The organism is Exiguobacterium sp. N5 (assembly GCF_025842465.1).
Classification (GTDB): domain Bacteria; phylum Bacillota; class Bacilli; order Exiguobacteriales; family Exiguobacteriaceae; genus Exiguobacterium; species Exiguobacterium profundum.
This window is the reverse complement of the sequence record NZ_JAPAEP010000001.1, coordinates 1,643,613-1,663,259: the sequence shown is the minus strand read 5'-3', so window position 1 is coordinate 1,663,259 and position 19,647 is coordinate 1,643,613. Positions and strand designations below refer to the sequence as shown.

Here is a 19,647-nt window from a genome sequence, read left to right as displayed (position 1 = left end):
AGAAAAACCCGACTTTTGTCGGGTTTTTTAGCGTGACGAAAGTCACGGTCGTTTATAACCGATTAAGCGTGACTGCCAATACGGTTCTTTACTGATTTGGTTGTATCCTAATCCGGATGAACCGGCATGGATGAACGTATCGGAATTGATCATGATACCCATGTGCGATGGCCCAGCGGTATATGTGTTTTCGAAGAAGACGAGGTCACCGGCCTGCGGGACGAATGACTTGGGTAATTGTGGTCCGAAATAAGCACCACCCCAATAATTAGCCACGTTTGTCCGTGGGATGCTGACGCCGGATTGATTGAATACATAATAGATGAGTCCTGAGCAATCGAATCCACCATTTGCCGGGCTTGATGATGCCCATACGTACGGTGTGCCGACGAAGCGTTTTGCCACATCGATGGTCGAAAGCCTAGTAGCTTGGGCACTTTGCCCTTTGATTTCAGTGACGGCTGATTTTGCGACGAATCCTGATGCGAGACGATAGTGGGTCGATGTCTCTCCGATCACGTTCAAGAGTTCTCCCCGAAGTGTCGAGCCGACCGTGCTACTCGACTCGTTCGCCTGTGACCGAATCGATGTCGGATAGTACGTATAATATGAATTCGAATCATAAGAACCTTCAACCCAAGACGGGCCGTCTGCCGAACCTTTCGGGACAGTTTTCACATAAGCCGAGGCGACAAATCCTACCGTATTCCCGTAATAGATTTGAAGCCAGCCTTTTGACGACTGGACGACGCGCAACGTCTGTCCTGCTTTGACACTCCCGATGATGGTCGCGCTCGTCGATGCGCTCGAACGTACGTTCAAGGACGGTGTGTTGACGATATAATCGACAGCCGCATTACCAGCACCGGCATCGCCTTCGTTCGGAGCCGGGTTGCTCGGTGTCGTGGACGTCTGCTTCAAGTAACCGGCGCTCACGTATCCGGACTTCCCATTATACGTGACATAGTACCAGCTGCCCGACTGTTTCGTCGCTTTGACGACGGTTCCGTTCGGGATGGTCGTGATGAGCGGATAACCGACTCCTGCACCTTGTCGAACGTTCAAGTTTGCCGTCGTAGTGAATTGTTGATTGATCGATTGTCCTGTACTCGGTGTTGTCGGTGTCGCCGCTCCTGATGTCGTTAAATATGTATTGGCGACATATCCTGTTTTCGACCCGTACTTCACTTTCGACCATGACCCTTCGACAGATAAGACGGTCACGGTCTTGCCTTTTGGAATCGTGAGCAATACGGTCGTCTTCGTAGACTTCGACGAACGCAGATTCAAGTTGGCTTTCGTTTGAGCTGTAGCCGAGCTCGGTGTGACCGTTGTTGGTTTGTCGGTACTGCTAGACATAGATGCCTTTTGCAAATAGTCGTTATGCACCCATCCGGTCTGTCCGCCGTAACTGACTTTTGTCCATGAACCGTTTGATTGAATCGACGTGAGCGTCGTACCTTTTGGAATCGTCAAGAGGACGCGATGCCATGTTCCGCCCGCGACGCGCATGTTCAATGCGTGTGTCGTCGTGACGCGGTTCGTACTCGCCGTGGTTAACGAGGAACCACCTGTCGCAGCAGAGGGACTGCCTGTGAGCTTTAGTTTTTGACCGATGCGAATGCTATCGGAAGATAGACCGTTCAACGATTTAATCGTCGCAACGGACACATCATAGGACCGACTGATCGACCATAACGTATCACCCGAACGCACCGTATGTGTGCTCGCCGCTGCAGCTTCGTCTGCGTGGGCAAGCACGCTGACCGCTGCAAGTGCCGCGAATGAATAGGTGAGACCAGACTTTGGATTCATAGCGTCACATCCTTTCAAAGAGTGAGAACGAAACAATTCAACAAGTGAAACAATACAAGTTCATTGTACGGTGAGAGGAAAAGGACAATCAATGGGACAAAGGGTCAATTCACACCACTTTCTTAAAAAGGAGGTCAATAATTTATAAATGGGAATAAATTCAAATTTTGTTTATATAAAAACGAAGCAAGCATTGACTCTCTGTTGAATTTTGGAAAACGCTGTATCGGATGATTCATGCTATCATTAGGTCAAATTTAAATGGGTGAGGTAGCAGACTGATGATCGAGAACAACTTTTCAAACCGAGTATATCGTAAGCATCAAGAGAAACTGTTCGCGCTCGTACGGATGCCGATTGTAACGGAAGAAACGGTGCAGGAGGCAATTCTGTATATGTGTGAGATTGTCGCCGATATGTTGGCAGTCGATACAGTCTCGATCTGGCATTTTGATACATCGCATCGATCTATTTCATGTCAAGTCGCTTATTCTCACGAATCAGGGACACATCATCCGAAGTTGACGGTCCATCGTGAACTCGCGCCTGACTATTTTGATGCGCTTCAAACAGAGCGAATCCTTTCGTTTGAGGATGTTCGCAGTCATCCATGGGTGAAGGACTTGTACAAAGAGTACTTTGTAGAAGGAAAGCGTGTGTACTCCATGCTAGACGCTCCGATTTATGCAAACAATCGTGCCACAGGTGTGATTTGTTGCGAGACGTTTCTGCCTCGGGAGTGGAACTATCTTGAGGAATTGATTGTGAGTACACTTGCGGATTTTATTGCCATCCTGTACTTCCGGCTTGACCGGCAGCTTGTGGATGAACGGATTCATCAGTTAGCCTACACGGACGAACTGACAGGTTTGATGAACAAATATGCATTTGTCGAGGAAGTCGATCAATTACGTCAACAAGGGAGAGGGTTTTTAGGAGCTGTTTTATATATTCGAGCAGACGATTTTCGGTCTATTGAGGATGCGATTGGAACCGAAACATCGAATTTGATCGTGAAAGAAATGGCGAAACGACTACGAGCAGTAATCGACGAATCTAGGATGGCACGTACCTCGCAATCGGGATTTGTCATTTGGGTACCTTACGGGGAACGGAGGAAAATACGTTCGTTTGCAGAACATTTATGCGAGCAAGTGACGCGTGCGCCATATCGAATCAATGAATTGGACGTTGTACTGACGACGAGTGCATTCATTTCCATTGAACATGAAAGTCGATCTACTTTGGATATGATTCATACAACACGTGTCGTTGCAGGTCAATCGGATGAGAAACGAGGGGTCATCAAGTTTTTTGAAGAGGCCATGGCGCAAGAAGCATCTGAGAGACTCTTGTTAGAGATGAATTTACGTACTGGTGTGATATCAGGTCAGTTTGAACTGTATTTCCAACCGAAAGTGAATGCTTCCTCAGGTAAACTGAAAGGGTTTGAAGGGTTGATGCGCTGGAATCACCCAGAGCGAGGTCTCGTGCCGCCGCTCGACTTCATTCCGCTTGCCGAATCAACGGGTGTCATCATCGACTTAGAGGAATGGGCGTTCGTGACGGCTTGTCGCCAACTCAAACGTTGGCATGAACGGGGAGACCGGTATGAACTCGCCCTCAATTTATCGGCGCGTCACTTCTTATCCGAAGGGGTCGTCGAAAAGTTTGCCCAAATCGCACGGGAAGAAGGGGTCAGTACGAGTTATTTGACCTTAGAAATCACGGAAAGCGTCGGGATGGAGAACCAGAAGCACGTCATCGATCGTTTTGTTGCATTCCGAGAAGAAGGTTTTTCCATCTCGATTGACGACTTCGGGACAGGGTTCTCGGCGTTCGTCTACTTGAAGCACTATCCGATTCATGAGATCAAAATCGATCGCCAGTTCATTCAAGTGACTGAGAATGACCCGACCGGCAACGTCATCGTCGAATCGATTGTCGATCTGGCACGTGGCTTGAACTTGAAGACGGTGTGCGAAGGCGTCGAGACGCCTGAGCAGTGGAACGCGTTACGCGAACTCGGCTGTGACGAGATGCAAGGATATTATTTCTCTAGACCGTTACCACTTGAAGAACTTGAAGAATGGATTGTTGACTATACGACACAGAAAAGGGACGCCTGAGCGTCCCTTTTAGAATTGTATATATCAATATCTTTCACTCTTATAACTTACCTAAAGTTTAGATTGGGGACTCAAATACATATGAATAGCTCAACGCCACAACAGTCATCTCATGAAATTACTTTTTTTAGCCAATTCAAGAATTATATCTTGTTAGGGTTATTGGGAATTTTCTTGGGATGCTTAGATCAATATGCGAGTAGTTCCCCTTTGATTGATTTTGATACTACACTTGAGTTTTGGCTATTCCTAGTGACATTAGTAGCTGTGTTTAGCAAGTCACGATTAAACGCTTCCATTCATTCGATTATTTTGCTTGTTTCCACAGTTTTAGCTTATTACCTAATGTTCTATTTGAACTTAGGATTCTTACCTTATCAACTATTTGGTATATGGCTAACTATCGCAGTCCTATCCTCTGTCTATGCGTTAATCATTTGGAATGCCGGTAAAAGAGGGATAGGCGCCGCTATTCTAGGTTCAATACCTACTGCCTTTCTATTCAAACAAAGCTACTATTTTCTTCCAGATCTCTTATTTAATACTGAAGCAGCTCAAGTACGTATTCACTACTTTGGTATCGATATTCAAAGTGGATTTAATCTTGTGACTGCGGTTGTGCTTTATTCAATATTTTTTAAGATAACAGAACGTCGAATCATTTTAACGGTTTCTACGGTTATCATATTCTTCATTTTTAAAGAAACTGGCATCCTGTCGTTTCTGCCTTTTTAAATATAAAAAGAAAAGCATCTACTTTATTCGCGTTGAAATGAAGTAGGTGCTTTTTTGTCTATAGTCTGCAAAGGACGCCTGAGCGTCCCTTTTGCTATGTCATGAATGTGATTCGAATTGTGGTGCCGTGTCCCGGTGCACTGTCGACTTCTATTTTCCCGCCGTGGGCTTCGATGATGTCCCGTGAGATGGCCATGCCGAGACCACTCCCGCGTGCGTCGTCTGTATTCGTGCCTCGGTAATAGCGTTCAAAGATATAAGGCAATTCGGATTCTGCAATCCCATTTCCATCATCTACAATCGTCACGACGTCACCCTCGATGTGGACCGTCATGTGCACTGAATCGTCATTATGGAGAAGAGCATTATACAAGAAGTTGAGCAAGGCTCGCTTCATAAAGTGACGATCGAGCGAGACGGTCGCTGCTTGAGTCGCCTCAAACTCGATGTGACGCTCCCCAAAGCGAGAATCGTTCAATACGTCGATGACGAGCTCACGAACGAACGACTCGAGGTTTGTCTCTTCGAGCGTAAGTGGGAAATCGCCGTGTTGCAGACGCATCGTCAAATTGAAATCGTCGAGCAGTTCCTTCATATACTTAGCCTGTCGTTCAATCACATGTACGTATTGTCTGTGCTCGGTGTCATCTAACGAATCATCATCAAGTAGTTCGGCGTAGCCTTGGATGGAGGCGAGCGGGGTCTTCAGGTCGTGCGATACGTTGCTCATCCACTCTTTTCGACGTTCTTCGAGTTCTTCGCGCTGACGTTCATACGTTTTAAGTGTCTGTGAGACGGCATTCAAATCATAGAAAACAGGACGGTAAATCCCTGACTGCTTCGGTTCGGTAGTCGAAAAATCACGTTGCTTCAGCTGTTGAATCCGTTCGGTCAAGCGATATACAGGGCGCGTCAATCGTGAACTGAACAATAAACCGATCAAGGCGGCGACAAGTAAATCGACAACTAGAATCCAGAAGAACGCCTTCGTGATATACGAAAGGACTGCCTGTTCGTCTAACATAAAGAGCACCCGACGCTCATTTGCCTCCGGCACACCGATGAGATAGCTGTACGATTCATACTCCCCAATGAAGTAGAGTCGGAGGTCATCATCCATATATTTATACATTTGAATCAATTCAATCGGAGAATAGGCGTCTGGTAATCCACTCGGGGCGTCGACCTCGCTGACGACACGTCCCGTCTCATCTAAAAAGCGGACGAATGCACCCGTTTGGCGAAGAGCTTCCCGCCCGGCTTCTGACACAACGGGTTCACCGTCCTCAAGCGATACATAGGTGCTGAAGTTTCGGGTGAAGGTCTCCCCGGCGTTGCTCTCGACATCATCAAGTCCCGTTCGGTCATTGATAAGGAGGCCGAATAAGATTGTAATGTTCAAGAAGACGACGAGCGCGACAATAAGGAGAATCGACAACAAATAGCGACCGGTCAGTTTCCATTTCATCATGATCGCTCCTTATACCGTCAACCGATAGCCAAGTCCCTTGACCGTCTTGATATATGTCGGATCAGATGGATTCGGTTCGACTTTTTCACGGAGACGTCGGATGTGGACCATGACCGTGTTGTCGGATCCGAAGAATGACTCACCCCACACTTGCGTGAAGAGCGTCTCCTTGCTGAGAATCCGGTTCGGGTTTCGTAAAAAGCAGGCGAGAAGACCGACTTCTTTAGCCGTCAACTCCAATCGTTCCCCGTTCACATACACTTCCGTCTCGTCTTCATTCATTTGAAAGGGGCCGACGGTCGTCGTCTCGGGCATTGGTGCTTCCATCATTGAAACCCGTCGGAGCTGAGCCTTTACACGGAATGCCACTTCTTTTGGACTGAACGGCTTCGTGATGTAGTCATCTCCACCGATGGCGAGACCGAGTAGTTTATCGACCTCTTCCGATTTGGCAGAGAGAAAGAGGATCGGGATGTTGGACTGCGCTCGCATCTGTTGGCAGAGCTGATAGCCTTCTCCGTCAGGTAACATGACGTCTAAGATCGCCAAGTGAGGGCGGAACGTCTCGAAGACATCAAATCCGTCTTTCAATGTGTGAGCGATCCGAATCTCATGAAATCCTTCTTTTTCAAGCGCGCGTTGAATCAATATACATAAATCTTGTTCATCATCCACGATGAGAATCCGTGGCTGTTCCATCGTCATCACCTCTTTCTAAGCATATCACGTAAGGATTTTGTAAGGTACGCGTGAGTTGGAGTTAAGACAGAGGGCGTAATGTAAGGGACAGAAAGAGGTGCTGAACATGGAAACATTATTACAAGTAAAAGCGATTCAAAAGACATACGGGAAAGGGGACGCGACGTTTCGAGCGCTCGATGACGTCTCCTTCACCATTGAACATGGGGAGTTCGTTGGAATCATGGGGCCGTCCGGGGCCGGGAAATCGACGTTGCTCAACGTCCTCGCGACAATCGATACACCGACGTCGGGTGAGATTTTAGTCGAAGGCGATGACATTGCGGCGATGAATGAGGAGGCGCTTGCCGATTTCCGACGTGACCATCTTGGATTCATCTTTCAGGACTATAACTTGCTCGATTCATTGACGGTCCGGGAAAACATGTTGCTCCCGCTCGCCGTCTCGAAGACGCCGGTTCATGAGACACGCGCAAAGGTCGAACGGTTAGCGAAACGATTCGGACTCGAAGGGATCCTCGAGCAGTACCCGTATCAAATCTCAGGCGGACAGAAACAACGGACGGCTGTTTGTCGGGCGCTCATCTCGGACCCGAAACTCATCTTTGCCGATGAGCCGACCGGTGCGCTCGACTCGAAGTCGGCGACCGATCTCTTAGATACCCTCGCTCGGTTGAATGAAGCGGAGACGACCATCATGATGGTGACGCATGACGCCTTCGCCGCAAGTTTTTGCCGCCGAGTCCTCTATATTCAAGACGGACAGTTGAAGAAAGAGCTCATTCGCGGCAACGCCTCACGAGACGCATTCTACCAATCAATCCTCGAGGAGCTCGCGAAAGGCGGTGCAGTCGATGACGCTATTTGAGCTCGCTAAGAAAAACGTCGTACGGAATCTGTCGCGATACGCACTCTATGTCGGGACGACCATCTTTTCCATCGTCATCTACTTCACGTTCGCGACACTCAAGCACAGTCATGAAATCAGTGCGCTTGCGGAAACATCGCAAAAGATCAGCGGGTTGATGAGCACGTCGACGTTCATCCTCATGTTGTTCGTCGCTTTGTTTATCGCCTACTCGAACGCCTTCTTTTTGAGAGGACGTAAGCGAGAGGTCGGGCTCTACTCATTACTCGGGGTCCGAAAGAAACAGATTGGACTCTTGCTCTTGTTTGAGAATATCGTCATTGGAGCGGTGTCCTTAGTCGTTGGAATCGTGCTCGGACTGTTCGGGTCGAATGCGCTTTTGCAACTGTTGATGCGATTGATGGACAGTGACTTGAACATCGGATTCGCTTTCTCTGCGTCGGCATTCATCGAGACGTTCCTTATCTTTCTTGCTATTTTCCTTTTCACATCATTCCAAGGGTACCGCGTCATCTATCGCTTCAAGTTGATTGACTTGTTCCATGCGGATAAGAGTGGGGAAGGAGTTCCGACGGCGAAAGGATGGGTCGCACTCACAGGTGTGCTCACAATTGGAGCGGCGTACTGGCTCGCGCTTCAGGATCTGATGACGTCATCGCTATGGCGAATGCTCGGACTCGCGATGCCGCTTCTCATTATCGGATTGAGTGTCATCGGGTCTGCGCTTCTCTTTCACAGTGTCTTGATTTTTGCATTGACATGGTTGAAAGGGAACGAACGCTGGTCGTGGAAACGACTCAATTTGTTGACGACGTCACAGCTCCTCTATCGCATTCGCGGGAACGCGAAGACGCTCACGTTGATCAGCATCATCAGCGCGACAGCAATCACGGCAGGAGGTGCCATCTTTAGCGTCTACTACTACGCGGAAGAGAATGTCGCCTCTTATACACCATACACGTATGCCTGGAAAGGGGATGCGGTCGAGGTGAACGGAGCGACGTTCGAATCAAGTGTCGAACAAAAGACGATTCGGACGGAAGCGCAATACGGAGAGCGTGAGCTCGGGGTCATCGATGAATCGACATATCGCCATCTTCTGCAAGGTCTCGGTGTGGCAGAGCCGGCACCGTTCAGACAGGATGAGGTCGTATGGGTCGACCCGTTCTATGACGAACGTTACTCGGAGAATCTTGAATCGGTCGAACTGTCAGGACAGACGGTTGACGTGTCGACGCGTCTTGAAGAATCACCGCTCAACGTGATGACGTTCGGCGGGTCGTTCCTCGTCGTCGCCGACGACATGTTCAAAACGATGACGGAGCCGAGCGAGACGTATCACGTTGCCCTCACGGAGTCGTTCAAAGATCAGCGCGAACAGTCTGAGCGTCTAGCGGGACTCGGGCTTGAATCGTTCTCGAGTGCACCGGACGTGTACGCCGAGACGATGGCAATGAACGGGGCGCTCCTCTTTGTCGGGACATTCCTTGGGCTCGTCTTTCTCGTTGCAACAGGTAGCGTCATTTACTTTAAGACGATGACGGAGGCAGAGGATGACCGGGCGAAGTATGCGATATTACAGAAAATCGGGATATCCGATCGGGACGTGCGCCGGACGGTGCGCCAACAGATCATCGTCGTATTTCTCGCCCCGTTCGCGCTCGGGATTCTTCATGCGACCGTGGCGCTCATCGCGTTTTCAAACTTGTTGAGCATGAATTTCACGATACCGGTTCTCGTGTGGATGGGCGTCTATACGACCATTTATGCGGTCTATTATGGCATCACAGTTCGCCGCTTCATGACGGCGATTCGATAAGGAGAGAAAAATATGAAAAAATGGATTGGAATTGCAATTGTTGCGATTGTATTGGTCGTTGGATTAACGCAGGTGGATTGGAATCGGATTGGGAAGGATAACCTTTTCGTTGAAATCGGAGGGGCAACGGATGTAGAAGAGACGACGCTCGAGAACGGCGACGTGATGAAGCGTTACATTTATACACAATCCGCGTTCACGGAGGAAGGTGACCAGAAAGAAGTCACCTTTACCGCTGGGAAAGAACTTCGGGAGGGGGCGTTCTTACGTCTTTATGTCAAAGATGAAGATACCGTGACTTCGTACGACGAAGTGAAACGGGAAGAGCTTCCTCGTCCAGTCATTGAGAAGTTGTAACAAAAAAATCATTCGTCACGAACATCATGACGAATGATTTTTTTGCCTACTCAGACGAGAGGAGTTTCCTAGGCATGAAGTTCAAGTTTGAGTATGTACGTTAGTTCATGATGCGCCAATTCTGAGAAGTTTGTTTTCTTCACATGTGTTCGTGGACGCAATCCGCATTCCAATGCGATGTCGACAATGGTACGAATCTGATTTTCCGTATAGAATCGCTTCCGGCCGAACGTAAATGGGGTCGGTGGCAAGACGCCATCTGTTTCCCATTTGATCAATTGCTGTTGGCTGCGTGGGATGCCGGCCACGCTAAAGGCGCGACTCAATTCTTTGAGCGGATAGACCATTAGATGCTGCTCTTTATACGAAATTAGTTTTCCCAGTTCCGGTCGGTATGTATCCCATTCGGTCGCTGAAAACGTCAGGTCGGCTTGGTCGAAGTCGTGTTGAGCGGAAGGAATTGAGGCAAAGCTTGCGAGGTCTAGGCTGTTCATCGTGTATGTCTCCTTCTTCAAGACTGACTAGTGAAATTCAAAAAATGCCCTCCTACGTATCGTACCCCATTTACAAGAATTTAACTTACAGTTTTTTCAAATGTGGGGAATAAATCATGGTACTTTTGACGTATTTTTGAATGCTGTCTGCCGAAGATTAAGATACCCTACTTAATATGAAAACTCAAGAAAAGTAGACAGAAATTGAAAAATGAATAAATATTCAGATAGTTTAGGACTATCGTCACTTATTGTTATAGAAAAATAGAATGAGCACTTCGACCTTGTAAGCGGTTAATAAGGACGAAGGAGGTGAGACAAATGGTAGCATATCGAGAAACGGCGACGATGCTTTATTTGGACACCCGACGACAACTCGACGGCAAAGAGAAAAAGCAACTCGTCCGCTATGGACCGCTTGGAAGTCGGATGGATGAGGCGCGGATGAAACAGTTTGCTGACTTGATCAAGGCACTGATTGATGTGGAATCCGCCAACTACGTCGTGGCCCAAGAATTTCTAGTGTATTAACAGGGAGGACTTATGAAAAACCTCACTCGTCCCGCTGCCAATCCTCGGCACGATGAGCAGGTGGTCACATGAGTTGGCCCGAACTCATCTCAAATTTGGGGTTCCCTATCGTTGTCTCGCTCTATTTGCTTCATCGGATTGAGACGAAGCTCGATCGTATGATCCAGCTGCTCGAACGAATGGATACCTCGACCGCATCAGAAACCTAATCCCCTATTGAAAGGAGCCATCCCCCATGGCTGTCTTAACAGAGAAGAAAGCAACGTTCGTTTTGACGACGCATCATGACGTACAAACAGCGAAACCGACGAAAAAAGCACAACGGTTCGGTCCGATTCGTGCCGACCTGACGGCAGATACGATTGATGCGTTCGGTCGTCTCTTGATTGATCTCGTCATTCAAGAGGGAGCAGACCTCGGCATCGTCCGTGAATACGATTTAGTCTAACCCACATCTTAAGGAGGAGAATAACCCATGACTGACACAAAACTTGAAATCTCATTTTTAGATGCATTCCACAAGGTCGTACGCTTCCGCTTGAATAACGTGAAACAACCGGTCGAAGCCCAAAAAGTAGAAGCGCTTGCTGACTTCATGGTCGCCAACGATCCGCTCGCAAAGAACGTGATGGAGTGGACCGAAATCAAGATGATTGAAGGTACGCAGACCGTATTGAGTGAGAAGTAATTGATTGAAAGGTGACTCTTGCAGTTTGAGTCACCTTTTTTAAGTTTGGTCAATTCTCTTCATTATTTTCTGAAAATTGTCGATAGTATAGGAAACACTGCATGATTGAGAGGGGAATACATAGATGGCATGGAAATCAACATGGTCTAAGGCATTGAGCCGGATCAAACGAAAACCGACATGGACGTGGAAACCGACACTCAAGTGGAAGCGCGGAGAGAAGCGTGAACGCACGACATCTTTCGGGGCGAACATCGGGAAGAATTTAACGATTCGTCAAAAATTATGGGGGCTCGTCATCATATCGCTCGTCATGGTCATTGGCGTCGGTGGTTACGCACTGTTTTCAATGAGTGACGCGAACCGTCAAGCGGACGATATCGTCAACAATTGGAATAAAGGGCTCGATTACGCTCACGAACTCAACACACTCGCCGCGAACTATCGAACACTTGAGCTCGATCACATCGTGTCAGAGGATGCGACCAAAAAAGAAGAGCTCATGACACGGATGAAAGAGATTCGTGAAGAAATCAATACGATTGCACCAAAGTATGAAAAAACGGCTTCAGGTGCGGAAGACAAAGAACTATTCCAGAATTTCTCGCGTCAATGGGAGATGTATCAACGCGTCTCGGACAACATGTTGACGTTCAGCTCGACCGGTAACACAGGGATGGCGCGCTCATACTATGATGCGCAGTCCAAGTCTACATATGACAACTTCACACAAAAACTAGCGGACCTTGTCGACTACAACTCGGAAGGCTCACAACGTGTCGGACAGAACATGGAAAGTGAATTCATGCAGTCCCTCATGGCATTGATTGCCGTGACCATCGGGGCTGTAGCGATTCTCTTATTCCTCGGGCTCAGCCTGTTACGCTCGATTATTCGACCGATGCGCACACTTCAGACACGCTTTGATGAACTCGCGACCCAAGGTGGCGATTTGACGATGACGATTCCGGTCACGTCGAATGATGAGATTGCACAAGTCAGTCGTTCATTCAACACGTTCCTCGCGACACTACGTGAGATCATGATTGATGTCGAAGAGACAGCGAAAGTCGTTCTCTCGTCTTCAAAAGACGTATCTGCTGAAGTGACGCGACTCAGTCACTATATGGAAGAGACGTCTGGAACGGTCGAAGAATTGACGGCCGGTATGGAAGAAACGGCAGCCTCTTCGCAAGAAATGAGTGCCTCGACGACAGAAATGGGAAGTTCGATCGATTCAATCGTCGACTTATCCAACGAGAGTGCCGAAACAGCAAATCGTGTTGAGACACGAGCACACGAGATGCGGGAGCAAGCCGTTGTTTCGAAAACAGAAGCAGTGGCAATTATCGAGAAGAAACAGGTCGAGCTCGCAGAAGCCATCAAAGGAGCACAGTCGGTTGAAGAGATTCGTGTCTTGACGACAGCTATTCTTGCGATTGCTGACCAGACAAACTTACTCGCTTTGAACGCTTCGATTGAAGCGGCACGTGCTGGTGAGGCAGGTCGCGGCTTTGCGGTCGTTGCATCAGAAATCCGCAAATTGGCGGAAAACTCACGTCAGACGGTCAACGAGATTCGTGACGTGTCAAATACGGTCATCGATTCGGTCGAACGACTCAACACGAGTTCGGAAGATATGTTGACGTTCCTCAATACGAAAGTCATGGCCGACTACGACCGTCTCGAAGAGTCGGCAACGCAATATGAACAGGATGCGACAGTGTTCGGAGAGACAGCGAAGACGTTCGAAGGTAACGCGCTTCAACTTCGCCATATGACGGACAACATTCTTGGTGTCATTCAAGAAGTGGCGACGACCGTGACAGAAGGCGCGGACGGAACGCAGTCGATTTCAGAGAAAGTTCAACTCTCAGTCGAGCGTTTCAACGACGTTCAGGCGAAGATGGGCGAAACAGAAAAACGGGCGACCGAACTCTCGAATCGCGTGGCGCAATTCAAGCTATAAGCAAGACTCAGAACCAGGCAGATGTCTGGTTCTTTTTTTGTGCCCAGTACAAAAAAATAAAAAGATAGGTCAATACATAAATGAATTTCAAATTGTTGGTACAAATTAGGCTGTTGTGTCCGATAAAGAAAAGGCAATACATAAAAATAGAGAGAAAAAGAGGTGGAAGAGGAGATTACTCCTCGTAGTACGTGAAAAAGATGTTGAACGAATGGACGTTATCAAGAAAAATCATGATGAGTATCGGTTTGATTCTAATTTTGACAATCGTTGGAATGGGATACAATCTGTGGACGCTCGACCGGATGACGAGTCAATATGAACACATGATTTCAAACGATGTCATGAAGATGAAAGCGGCAGACGACTTGGCGCTCGGGATGGTCCGTCAAGCGTATGGTGTCCGCGGGTATGTGCTCCTACAGGATGATGAACGCAAACAACAAATCAGCCGGGGCGGAGAAGAGAAGAAAGCCGCCATCGAATCGTTGATTGAACTCGCGGACAATGAGACCGAACGAAAGGAATATGAATCGTTACTCGGATACGCGACAGGATATGATGAGTTGGCGACACAAGCCATCGCGGCGATAGACTCAAAAGATCAAGAAGCAATCGATCGATTAGTATTCCGTCTCATGCCGGACGTGACCAAATCCATCTCATCGACAGGTGAGACGTTACAAGCCGAAACAGAAGAGCAGTTAATTGCGATGCAAGCCGAATTGCAGGAGGCAGGTGAGCGTGCCTTTTGGTACTCAGTCGTCATCGCAGTTGTCAGTCTGATACTGATGTTTGGTGCCGGATATGCCATTAGTCATATGGTCACGACCCCGTTGCGATTCCTAGCGAAAGAGGTAGAAGTAGTCGCGGAAGGTGATTTGACCCGCGATGACCTTCAGGCGCTCACGCAAGATGAAATCGGACAATTGATGACCGGATTCAACCGCATGAAGGGTAATTTGCGTGAACTCATTGACCGCGTCACCCAAAACGCACAGGAAATCACAGCACAATCGGAAGAACTGTATGCGAGTACGGAAGAGATGGCGTCACAGACGGAGGAAACGACACGTCTCATCGACCGAGTCGTGGAAGAAACGGTCGCGCAGGCGAAAGAAGCGACTGGAACATCTCAAGCGGTGGCTGCTGCCGATGAAGGCATCGGTCGTATCGCTGGCTCGATCGGCTCGATTGACGATGACGTGTCACAGAGTTTGAAGCTCGCCGAAGAAGGTGGTGCGACGATGGCTCAGGCGAAAGACGAGGTGCTCGCACTGGAGCGGGAGACACGTCTGACGGGAGAATCGATTTCGGCATTGAAGCAACAGTCTGACGAGATCGCCCTTATCACCGAGGTCATTCAATCGATCACCGACCAGACGAACTTGTTGGCATTGAACGCGGCCATCGAAGCGGCACGTGCCGGTGAGCAAGGAAAAGGGTTCGCCGTCGTTGCAGAAGAAGTGCGTAAACTTGCCGAGCAGTCGAAACAGTCGGCGACACAGATCGCCGGGTTGATCGAGTCGATTCAGACACAGTCGAACGCTGTTCTCGACCAACACGTCGTCAGTGCGAAACGCGTCGAGACGAACACGTTGTTGCTCGAACGAGCGACACGCGCATTCGAACAGATTGTCAGTCAGCTCGAGACATCAGTCGATAATACGTCACATATCCGCATCGCCTCGCATGAGATTGCGGAGACGACGAAACAAGTTGCGACGTCCTCTCTTCAAATGTCACAAGACAGTGAAGGGATGGCCGACACGATGCGTACGGTCGGTGAGACGGCTGACGCCCAACTCGCGATGATTCAAGAATTGAACGGTGTCGCCGAATCACTCGGCAATATGACGAGTGACCTGCAGACACTGATTGGTCGATTCACGACATAAGTTGAAAGCCCTATCTCCTTGGAGTCAGGGCTTTTTCGTTCACATCGAAACGATTTGCGATGAAGAAAGTGGGGAATGAACAACAAGGTAAACGACAAAAAGGAGTGGATTATATGAAGTATACGGTCATTACAGGAGCCAGTTCAGGTATCGGGTATGAGACAGCGAAGTTGCTCGCTGAAAAGGGGAAGTCGCTCGTGCTCGTCGCAAGACGAAAAGAAGAGCTCGAATCGTTGCGTGATGAAATCAAATCGATCTCGTCGGACAGTGACGTCATCATCAAATCGACCGACCTATCATATAGCGAGAACGTGTACGGATTATATGAATCGCTTGCGGACCTCGACATCGAGACGTGGATCAACAATGCGGGATTCGGGGATGCAGATCTCATCAAGGACGTCGACCTCGGTAAAATCGAGAACATGATTCGTTTGAATATCGAGGCGCTCACCGTCTTATCGAGTCTATACGTTCGAGATTATCATGATATCGAAGGGGCACAGCTGTTGAACGTGTCGTCTGTCGGGGGATATCGAATCGTCCCGAACTCGGTCACGTATTGTGCGACGAAGTTCTTCGTGAGTGCATATACGGAAGGACTCGCACAAGAGTTGAAGCAGAGTGGGGCCAAACTTCGGGCGAAAGTACTCGCACCGGCCGCAACGGAGACGAGCTTTGCCGACCGGGCTCGCGATACGGAAGGATTCGACTACAGTGAGAACGTCGCGAAGTATCACACGGCGCGCGAGATGGCAGAATTCCTATGGGAGTTACTTGAAGGCGACGAAGTCGTCGGAATTGTCGATCCGGAGGACTACTCGTTCAGCCTGCGTGGACCGATTAAACCGTATGCCGGATAAACAAAAACATCACGCCCTGTTGGCGTGATGTTTTTTTAGGATGTCGGTACAGAGTAGCCACCCGTGAAGCGGTGTGTCAGGCGACGTGTCAAGTAACGTAACCGAAGGCGCCATACATAAAACTGTGACGTGTTCGGAAGAATGACGTTGTCGACGTATTCGGCGAACATATGGCGGAACATCCGCTCTTCACTGCGGTCATAGGTCGCACTCCACATCCCGTGATTCTCGACTTCAAGGAGCATCCAAATCATCTCATCGGTAAGCGGGTCATCGTCCTTCAACTCGGCCGTCAGTGCAGCGAAACGATGGCTACACATAGACGCGTATAAGGAATGGGCATGCGGATCATGCGGGTTTAATGTTAAGTAACCACTCGCCGTCTTCATCAGTTCATCGACCATATCGAGCGGAATGTCGTCATACACTTGGAAAAATTCGAGCAACATCGGGACGGTGTCCGGACCAAATCCGGCAAGCCGGACATAGTTCATGATATGAAGACCGGCCTCGCCATGGAATTTGCGGTCGAAGTAGTGGACGGCAAGGGCGCGATGCATGATTGGGACATCCGGATAGCGTTCGACGCCACGGAGAAAGTGTTGTTCAGCCTCGAACGTGAACCCGGTGTCTTCACTGACAAATCCTTTTAACATATGAAGAATGTAGTGGTCACCGAGCGAACTCGCTTTCTCGAGCCACGGTTTGGCCGAATCGGTGTCACCTTCTCGAATATATGGATAAGCACGCATCGCCGGGAAGAATGGGTCGTCCGGGAACGCGGTCTCGCCCCGTGTCGCCATGTCATTGATGGCTTCAGCGTTATAAGCTTCCGTTAATTCTGCGAGGAGCATCATCTCAAGGAACGTGCGCTGGAACTCTGGGGTGTGTAAATCGATCGTTTGTGTCATAGGGTGTCCTCCTCACAAGTACTAGTGTCGCTCTATTATACTTGTTCTTGTCACAGTCGAGTAGCATCTTTTGCAAAAACGGGAAATGGAAAGTAAGGACCGGAAAGGAGGGGAACGGCATGGCGACGTTCACTGGATATGTCGCAGAGGTGATGGATGAGAAAATTCGCGTCACGCCGACGCGGGAGGCAGAACCGTTTGATGGTATCGTGTTTCATGTACCGAGACCTCTTTTGGATGAGACACAGCTTCTCATCGGACAACAGGTTCGAGTCGAGCATGATGAACGGTTGACGCGCTCCTTGCCACCGCAAGCGACGGCACGTCGGGTCGATGTGTTATGATGAGGACGAGGTGAATGACATGGGACAACGGAACTTTCTATGGCTTGGAGCTGTCGTCGGCTTCAGTGCCCTCGTCTTCAGTGCCCTCGTCGTCTGGTTATTGCAAGACGCGCTCCCGTTCTGGGCGCTGTCGATTCTACTGCTCGGACTAGGAGCGGTGCTCGGCAATCTCCAACGACGTTTCACACGTGACGAATAACAAGCACTCCATCATTCGGATGGAGTGCTTGTGTCGTTTTCTTCTTCATTTATGTTTTCTTCAGTGTCCGGATCGTCTTCGACGATGGAGCCCTCATCCCCGTCTGGTTCGAGCGTCGTCGGTTCTTCTGGCTCCGCTGGCTCTTCCGGTTCGCTCGGTTCCTCCGGCTCAGTCACCGGAGGATCGTCTTCAATCGGCTCTTCCGTTTCCGGTGGGTCCGTCGGTTCCTCTGGTTCACTTGGCGGTTCCGCAGGCTCTTCCGGTGTCGTCGGTTCGGGCTCTTCCACAACTTCCTCTTCGACTTCTTCCTCGACCGGCGCCTCCGGTTCAGTGGCCGGTGGGATTTCAGGTTGCGCATCGGGAATAGGGGGTGCTTCCGGAACGACGACCGGTTCTTCTGTCAAATCCGGTTTGATCGGTTCAACCGGTGCGAGTTCGATAGGTGGCGGTGCCGGTGCATCTTTTGCGATGAACGTCCGGATGTCTTGTTCAAATAGTGCGGTCGGCAAGGCGATCCCACGCAAATGGATGGCGACGACTCGCCCGGATGCTGAAAGAAGTGGACTGCCATACGCATGACGTGGCAATTCAAAGTTTCGGCTATAGCCGTTCTCGGCGAATGTGACCGTACCGTTGATGCGTTCTTGCATCGTCAATGTGGTCAACGTCTCGTCCTCTGCGGCGATCGCTTGCGTGAGTGTGTATGGTGTGTTCTCCGTCTCTTCAATTCGAATGACAGCAATGAGCTTCGTCCGACCGACGACGGTGCCGGAGACGGCCTCACCGTCATGGTACATGATGATATTCGTCAACCCGGCCACATTCGAGGCGGCGGTGACGACATCGCGTGAGCTCACCAAAAATCCCGTTCCGTAACTGACGGTGAAGAGGCTGTCCTGTAAGGCGGCGAAGTCGACCGGTGTCGCTTCGTCAGCGGAGACCGTATCTTCCCCAATCGGCAAGTTGACCTGATCGGCGAGCGAGTCGGACGAACGCAGCATGTCCTTGAAATAGGCGTTTCCAATGAAGGTGACAAAGGCAATGAGTGCGATAGCGAATGGAGTGGCAAATAACCAAATCGTGCGACGTGAGCGGCGGCCACACGTCGGACAGACCGTTTTCGATCGTGTCTTCTTTCCGCAGTGGGGACAAGTCACGGGGGCACCTTCTTTCCATAAAGTTCGATGCTATGCTTATTCCTTCATTTGGAAAGAGGTAAACAAATATTTTGGAGGGGTCACACATTTTAAGTCACATGATAAAATCTTCAAAAGATATAGGGGGAAATCCAATGAAATTCATCATCTTATTTGGTCCACAAGCCGTCGGCAAGATGACGGTCGGGCAGGCGCTCGCCGACAAAACCGGACTGAAATTATTCCATAATCATATGACGATCGACCTCGTCGGACCGTTCTTCAATTACGGGACGCCGGAAGGGAAACGACTCGTCCAACACTTTCGTCAAGAACTGTTCGAGGCGGTCGCCAAGAGTGATCTACCCGGCATGATTTTCACGTTCGTCTGGGCGTTTGACATGCAGGAGGACTGGGATTACGTGAAGAAAGTGACGGATTTGTTCGAGTCACACGGGGCGGACATCTATTACGTCGAGCTCGAGGCCGAGATGGAGGAGCGGCTCGCGCGCAATACGACGGAGAACCGCCTCACCCATAAACCGTCGAAACGTGACATCGCTTGGTCCGAAGCGGAACTGAAGCAGACGGCGACGATGTATCGATTGAACTCACGTCCCGGGGAGTTAGACGTCGAGCATTATCTCCGGATCGATAACACGAACTTAAGTCCAGAGGAGACAGCGGCACAGATTCAACAAGCATTTGACCTATGAAAAAG

General features: G+C 49.4%; 21 protein-coding genes. 15 read left to right on the top strand and 6 right to left on the bottom strand.

Going from position 1 to position 19,647, the window contains the following annotated elements; all coding sequences use genetic code 11:
• Positions 1 to 42: 42 nt before the first annotated feature.
• Positions 43 to 1,815 carry a C40 family peptidase gene (locus tag OKS35_RS08610; RefSeq protein ID WP_264092886.1) on the bottom strand — a complete coding sequence of 591 codons (1,773 nt, stop codon included), beginning with the start codon at positions 1,813 to 1,815 and terminating at the stop codon, positions 43 to 45.
• A gap of 281 nt (positions 1,816 to 2,096) precedes the next feature.
• Between OKS35_RS08610 and OKS35_RS08605 the strand changes: the two genes are divergently transcribed.
• Together OKS35_RS08605 and OKS35_RS08600 are read left to right on the top strand one after the other, a co-directional pair.
• Positions 2,097 to 3,944: a GGDEF and EAL domain-containing protein gene (locus tag OKS35_RS08605; RefSeq protein WP_264092885.1), complete on the top strand. Its 1,848-nt coding sequence runs from the start codon at positions 2,097 to 2,099 to the stop codon at positions 3,942 to 3,944.
• Between the two features lie 81 nt (positions 3,945 to 4,025).
• Positions 4,026 to 4,679 carry a hypothetical protein gene (locus OKS35_RS08600; RefSeq protein WP_264092884.1) on the top strand — a complete coding sequence of 218 codons (654 nt, stop codon included), beginning with the start codon at positions 4,026 to 4,028 and terminating at the stop codon, positions 4,677 to 4,679.
• 94 nt (positions 4,680 to 4,773) lie between these two features.
• Here OKS35_RS08600 and OKS35_RS08595 read toward each other — a convergent pair whose 3' ends face one another.
• Positions 4,774 to 6,147, bottom strand: a complete 1,374-nt coding sequence (locus OKS35_RS08595; RefSeq protein WP_318841969.1) for a HAMP domain-containing sensor histidine kinase — start codon at positions 6,145 to 6,147, stop codon at positions 4,774 to 4,776.
• Positions 6,148 to 6,159: 12 nt separating this feature from the next.
• Complete coding sequence (locus OKS35_RS08590; RefSeq protein WP_264092882.1) at positions 6,160 to 6,849, bottom strand: response regulator transcription factor; 690 nt, start codon at positions 6,847 to 6,849, stop codon at positions 6,160 to 6,162.
• A gap of 106 nt (positions 6,850 to 6,955) precedes the next feature.
• On the opposite strand from OKS35_RS08590, the gene OKS35_RS08585 reads away from it, so the two are divergent.
• Genes OKS35_RS08585 through OKS35_RS08575 form a run of 3 tightly spaced genes read left to right on the top strand, consistent with a single transcriptional unit; the run spans position 6,956 to position 9,893 of the window.
• Positions 6,956 to 7,717: an ABC transporter ATP-binding protein gene (locus OKS35_RS08585; protein ID WP_159562873.1), complete on the top strand. Its 762-nt coding sequence runs from the start codon at positions 6,956 to 6,958 to the stop codon at positions 7,715 to 7,717.
• On the top strand, positions 7,704 to 9,536 hold the full coding sequence (locus tag OKS35_RS08580) for an ABC transporter permease (protein WP_264092881.1): 1,833 nt from the start codon (positions 7,704 to 7,706) through the stop codon (positions 9,534 to 9,536). The genes OKS35_RS08585 and OKS35_RS08580 overlap by 14 nt, the downstream gene beginning before the upstream one ends.
• Before the next feature lie 12 nt (positions 9,537 to 9,548).
• Complete coding sequence (locus tag OKS35_RS08575) at positions 9,549 to 9,893, top strand: YxeA family protein (protein WP_074035945.1); 345 nt, start codon at positions 9,549 to 9,551, stop codon at positions 9,891 to 9,893.
• Positions 9,894 to 9,961: 68 nt separating this feature from the next.
• Here the strand turns inward: OKS35_RS08575 and OKS35_RS08570 are convergent, their stop codons facing one another.
• On the bottom strand, positions 9,962 to 10,387 hold the full coding sequence (locus OKS35_RS08570) for a MerR family transcriptional regulator (RefSeq protein WP_264092880.1): 426 nt from the start codon (positions 10,385 to 10,387) through the stop codon (positions 9,962 to 9,964).
• A 321-nt stretch (positions 10,388 to 10,708) separates the two neighbouring features.
• On the opposite strand from OKS35_RS08570, the gene OKS35_RS08565 reads away from it, so the two are divergent.
• From OKS35_RS08565 to OKS35_RS08535, 7 genes are all read left to right on the top strand, one after another.
• Positions 10,709 to 10,918, top strand: coding sequence for a hypothetical protein (locus tag OKS35_RS08565; protein ID WP_264092879.1), 210 nt, complete (start codon positions 10,709 to 10,711; stop codon positions 10,916 to 10,918).
• A gap of 68 nt (positions 10,919 to 10,986) precedes the next feature.
• Positions 10,987 to 11,127 carry a YvrJ family protein gene (locus OKS35_RS08560; protein WP_074035951.1) on the top strand — a complete coding sequence of 47 codons (141 nt, stop codon included), beginning with the start codon at positions 10,987 to 10,989 and terminating at the stop codon, positions 11,125 to 11,127.
• A 26-nt stretch (positions 11,128 to 11,153) separates the two neighbouring features.
• Positions 11,154 to 11,366, top strand: coding sequence for a hypothetical protein (locus OKS35_RS08555; protein ID WP_159562870.1), 213 nt, complete (start codon positions 11,154 to 11,156; stop codon positions 11,364 to 11,366).
• Positions 11,367 to 11,393: 27 nt separating this feature from the next.
• Positions 11,394 to 11,606 carry a DUF2922 family protein gene (locus tag OKS35_RS08550; protein WP_074035953.1) on the top strand — a complete coding sequence of 71 codons (213 nt, stop codon included), beginning with the start codon at positions 11,394 to 11,396 and terminating at the stop codon, positions 11,604 to 11,606.
• 124 nt (positions 11,607 to 11,730) lie between these two features.
• Positions 11,731 to 13,575: a methyl-accepting chemotaxis protein gene (locus OKS35_RS08545; protein ID WP_264092877.1), complete on the top strand. Its 1,845-nt coding sequence runs from the start codon at positions 11,731 to 11,733 to the stop codon at positions 13,573 to 13,575.
• Positions 13,576 to 13,775: 200 nt separating this feature from the next.
• On the top strand, positions 13,776 to 15,473 hold the full coding sequence (locus OKS35_RS08540; RefSeq protein WP_264092876.1) for a methyl-accepting chemotaxis protein: 1,698 nt from the start codon (positions 13,776 to 13,778) through the stop codon (positions 15,471 to 15,473).
• 113 nt (positions 15,474 to 15,586) lie between these two features.
• Positions 15,587 to 16,336: an SDR family NAD(P)-dependent oxidoreductase gene (locus OKS35_RS08535; protein ID WP_074035959.1), complete on the top strand. Its 750-nt coding sequence runs from the start codon at positions 15,587 to 15,589 to the stop codon at positions 16,334 to 16,336.
• Positions 16,337 to 16,371: 35 nt separating this feature from the next.
• On the opposite strand, the gene OKS35_RS08530 is transcribed toward OKS35_RS08535, so the two are convergent.
• Positions 16,372 to 17,247, bottom strand: coding sequence for a hypothetical protein (locus tag OKS35_RS08530; RefSeq protein WP_074035961.1), 876 nt, complete (start codon positions 17,245 to 17,247; stop codon positions 16,372 to 16,374).
• A gap of 119 nt (positions 17,248 to 17,366) precedes the next feature.
• On the opposite strand from OKS35_RS08530, the gene OKS35_RS08525 reads away from it, so the two are divergent.
• A complete protein-coding gene (locus OKS35_RS08525; protein WP_264092874.1) occupies positions 17,367 to 17,591 on the top strand; it encodes a YobA family protein in 225 nt (74 codons plus the stop codon).
• Between the two features lie 19 nt (positions 17,592 to 17,610).
• On the top strand, positions 17,611 to 17,790 hold the full coding sequence (locus OKS35_RS08520; RefSeq protein WP_264092872.1) for a hypothetical protein: 180 nt from the start codon (positions 17,611 to 17,613) through the stop codon (positions 17,788 to 17,790).
• Between the two features lie 11 nt (positions 17,791 to 17,801).
• Here OKS35_RS08520 and OKS35_RS08515 read toward each other — a convergent pair whose 3' ends face one another.
• On the bottom strand, positions 17,802 to 18,947 hold the full coding sequence (locus OKS35_RS08515) for a hypothetical protein (protein WP_264092871.1): 1,146 nt from the start codon (positions 18,945 to 18,947) through the stop codon (positions 17,802 to 17,804).
• A gap of 134 nt (positions 18,948 to 19,081) precedes the next feature.
• On the opposite strand from OKS35_RS08515, the gene OKS35_RS08510 reads away from it, so the two are divergent.
• On the top strand, positions 19,082 to 19,642 hold the full coding sequence (locus OKS35_RS08510) for an AAA family ATPase (protein ID WP_214779529.1): 561 nt from the start codon (positions 19,082 to 19,084) through the stop codon (positions 19,640 to 19,642).
• The last annotated feature ends 5 nt before the right edge of the window (positions 19,643 to 19,647 follow it).

Excerpts from the sequence above, each read along its gene's own strand:
- OKS35_RS08610 (WP_264092886.1), bottom strand. The coding sequence starts at position 1,815 with ATGAATCCAAAGTCTGGTCTCACCTATTCATTCGCGGCACTTGCAGCG.
- OKS35_RS08605 (WP_264092885.1), top strand. The coding sequence starts at position 2,097 with ATGATCGAGAACAACTTTTCAAACCGAGTATATCGTAAGCATCAAGAG.
- OKS35_RS08600 (WP_264092884.1), top strand. The coding sequence starts at position 4,026 with ATGAATAGCTCAACGCCACAACAGTCATCTCATGAAATTACTTTTTTT.
- OKS35_RS08595 (WP_318841969.1), bottom strand. The coding sequence starts at position 6,147 with ATGAAATGGAAACTGACCGGTCGCTATTTGTTGTCGATTCTCCTTATT.
- OKS35_RS08590 (WP_264092882.1), bottom strand. The coding sequence starts at position 6,849 with ATGGAACAGCCACGGATTCTCATCGTGGATGATGAACAAGATTTATGT.
- OKS35_RS08585 (WP_159562873.1), top strand. The coding sequence starts at position 6,956 with ATGGAAACATTATTACAAGTAAAAGCGATTCAAAAGACATACGGGAAA.
- OKS35_RS08580 (WP_264092881.1), top strand. The coding sequence starts at position 7,704 with ATGACGCTATTTGAGCTCGCTAAGAAAAACGTCGTACGGAATCTGTCG.
- OKS35_RS08575 (WP_074035945.1), top strand. The coding sequence starts at position 9,549 with ATGAAAAAATGGATTGGAATTGCAATTGTTGCGATTGTATTGGTCGTT.
- OKS35_RS08570 (WP_264092880.1), bottom strand. The coding sequence starts at position 10,387 with ATGAACAGCCTAGACCTCGCAAGCTTTGCCTCAATTCCTTCCGCTCAA.
- OKS35_RS08565 (WP_264092879.1), top strand. The coding sequence starts at position 10,709 with ATGGTAGCATATCGAGAAACGGCGACGATGCTTTATTTGGACACCCGA.
- OKS35_RS08560 (WP_074035951.1), top strand. The coding sequence starts at position 10,987 with ATGAGTTGGCCCGAACTCATCTCAAATTTGGGGTTCCCTATCGTTGTC.
- OKS35_RS08555 (WP_159562870.1), top strand. The coding sequence starts at position 11,154 with ATGGCTGTCTTAACAGAGAAGAAAGCAACGTTCGTTTTGACGACGCAT.
- OKS35_RS08550 (WP_074035953.1), top strand. The coding sequence starts at position 11,394 with ATGACTGACACAAAACTTGAAATCTCATTTTTAGATGCATTCCACAAG.
- OKS35_RS08545 (WP_264092877.1), top strand. The coding sequence starts at position 11,731 with ATGGCATGGAAATCAACATGGTCTAAGGCATTGAGCCGGATCAAACGA.
- OKS35_RS08540 (WP_264092876.1), top strand. The coding sequence starts at position 13,776 with ATGTTGAACGAATGGACGTTATCAAGAAAAATCATGATGAGTATCGGT.
- OKS35_RS08535 (WP_074035959.1), top strand. The coding sequence starts at position 15,587 with ATGAAGTATACGGTCATTACAGGAGCCAGTTCAGGTATCGGGTATGAG.
- OKS35_RS08530 (WP_074035961.1), bottom strand. The coding sequence starts at position 17,247 with ATGACACAAACGATCGATTTACACACCCCAGAGTTCCAGCGCACGTTC.
- OKS35_RS08525 (WP_264092874.1), top strand. The coding sequence starts at position 17,367 with ATGGCGACGTTCACTGGATATGTCGCAGAGGTGATGGATGAGAAAATT.
- OKS35_RS08520 (WP_264092872.1), top strand. The coding sequence starts at position 17,611 with ATGGGACAACGGAACTTTCTATGGCTTGGAGCTGTCGTCGGCTTCAGT.
- OKS35_RS08510 (WP_214779529.1), top strand. The coding sequence starts at position 19,082 with ATGAAATTCATCATCTTATTTGGTCCACAAGCCGTCGGCAAGATGACG.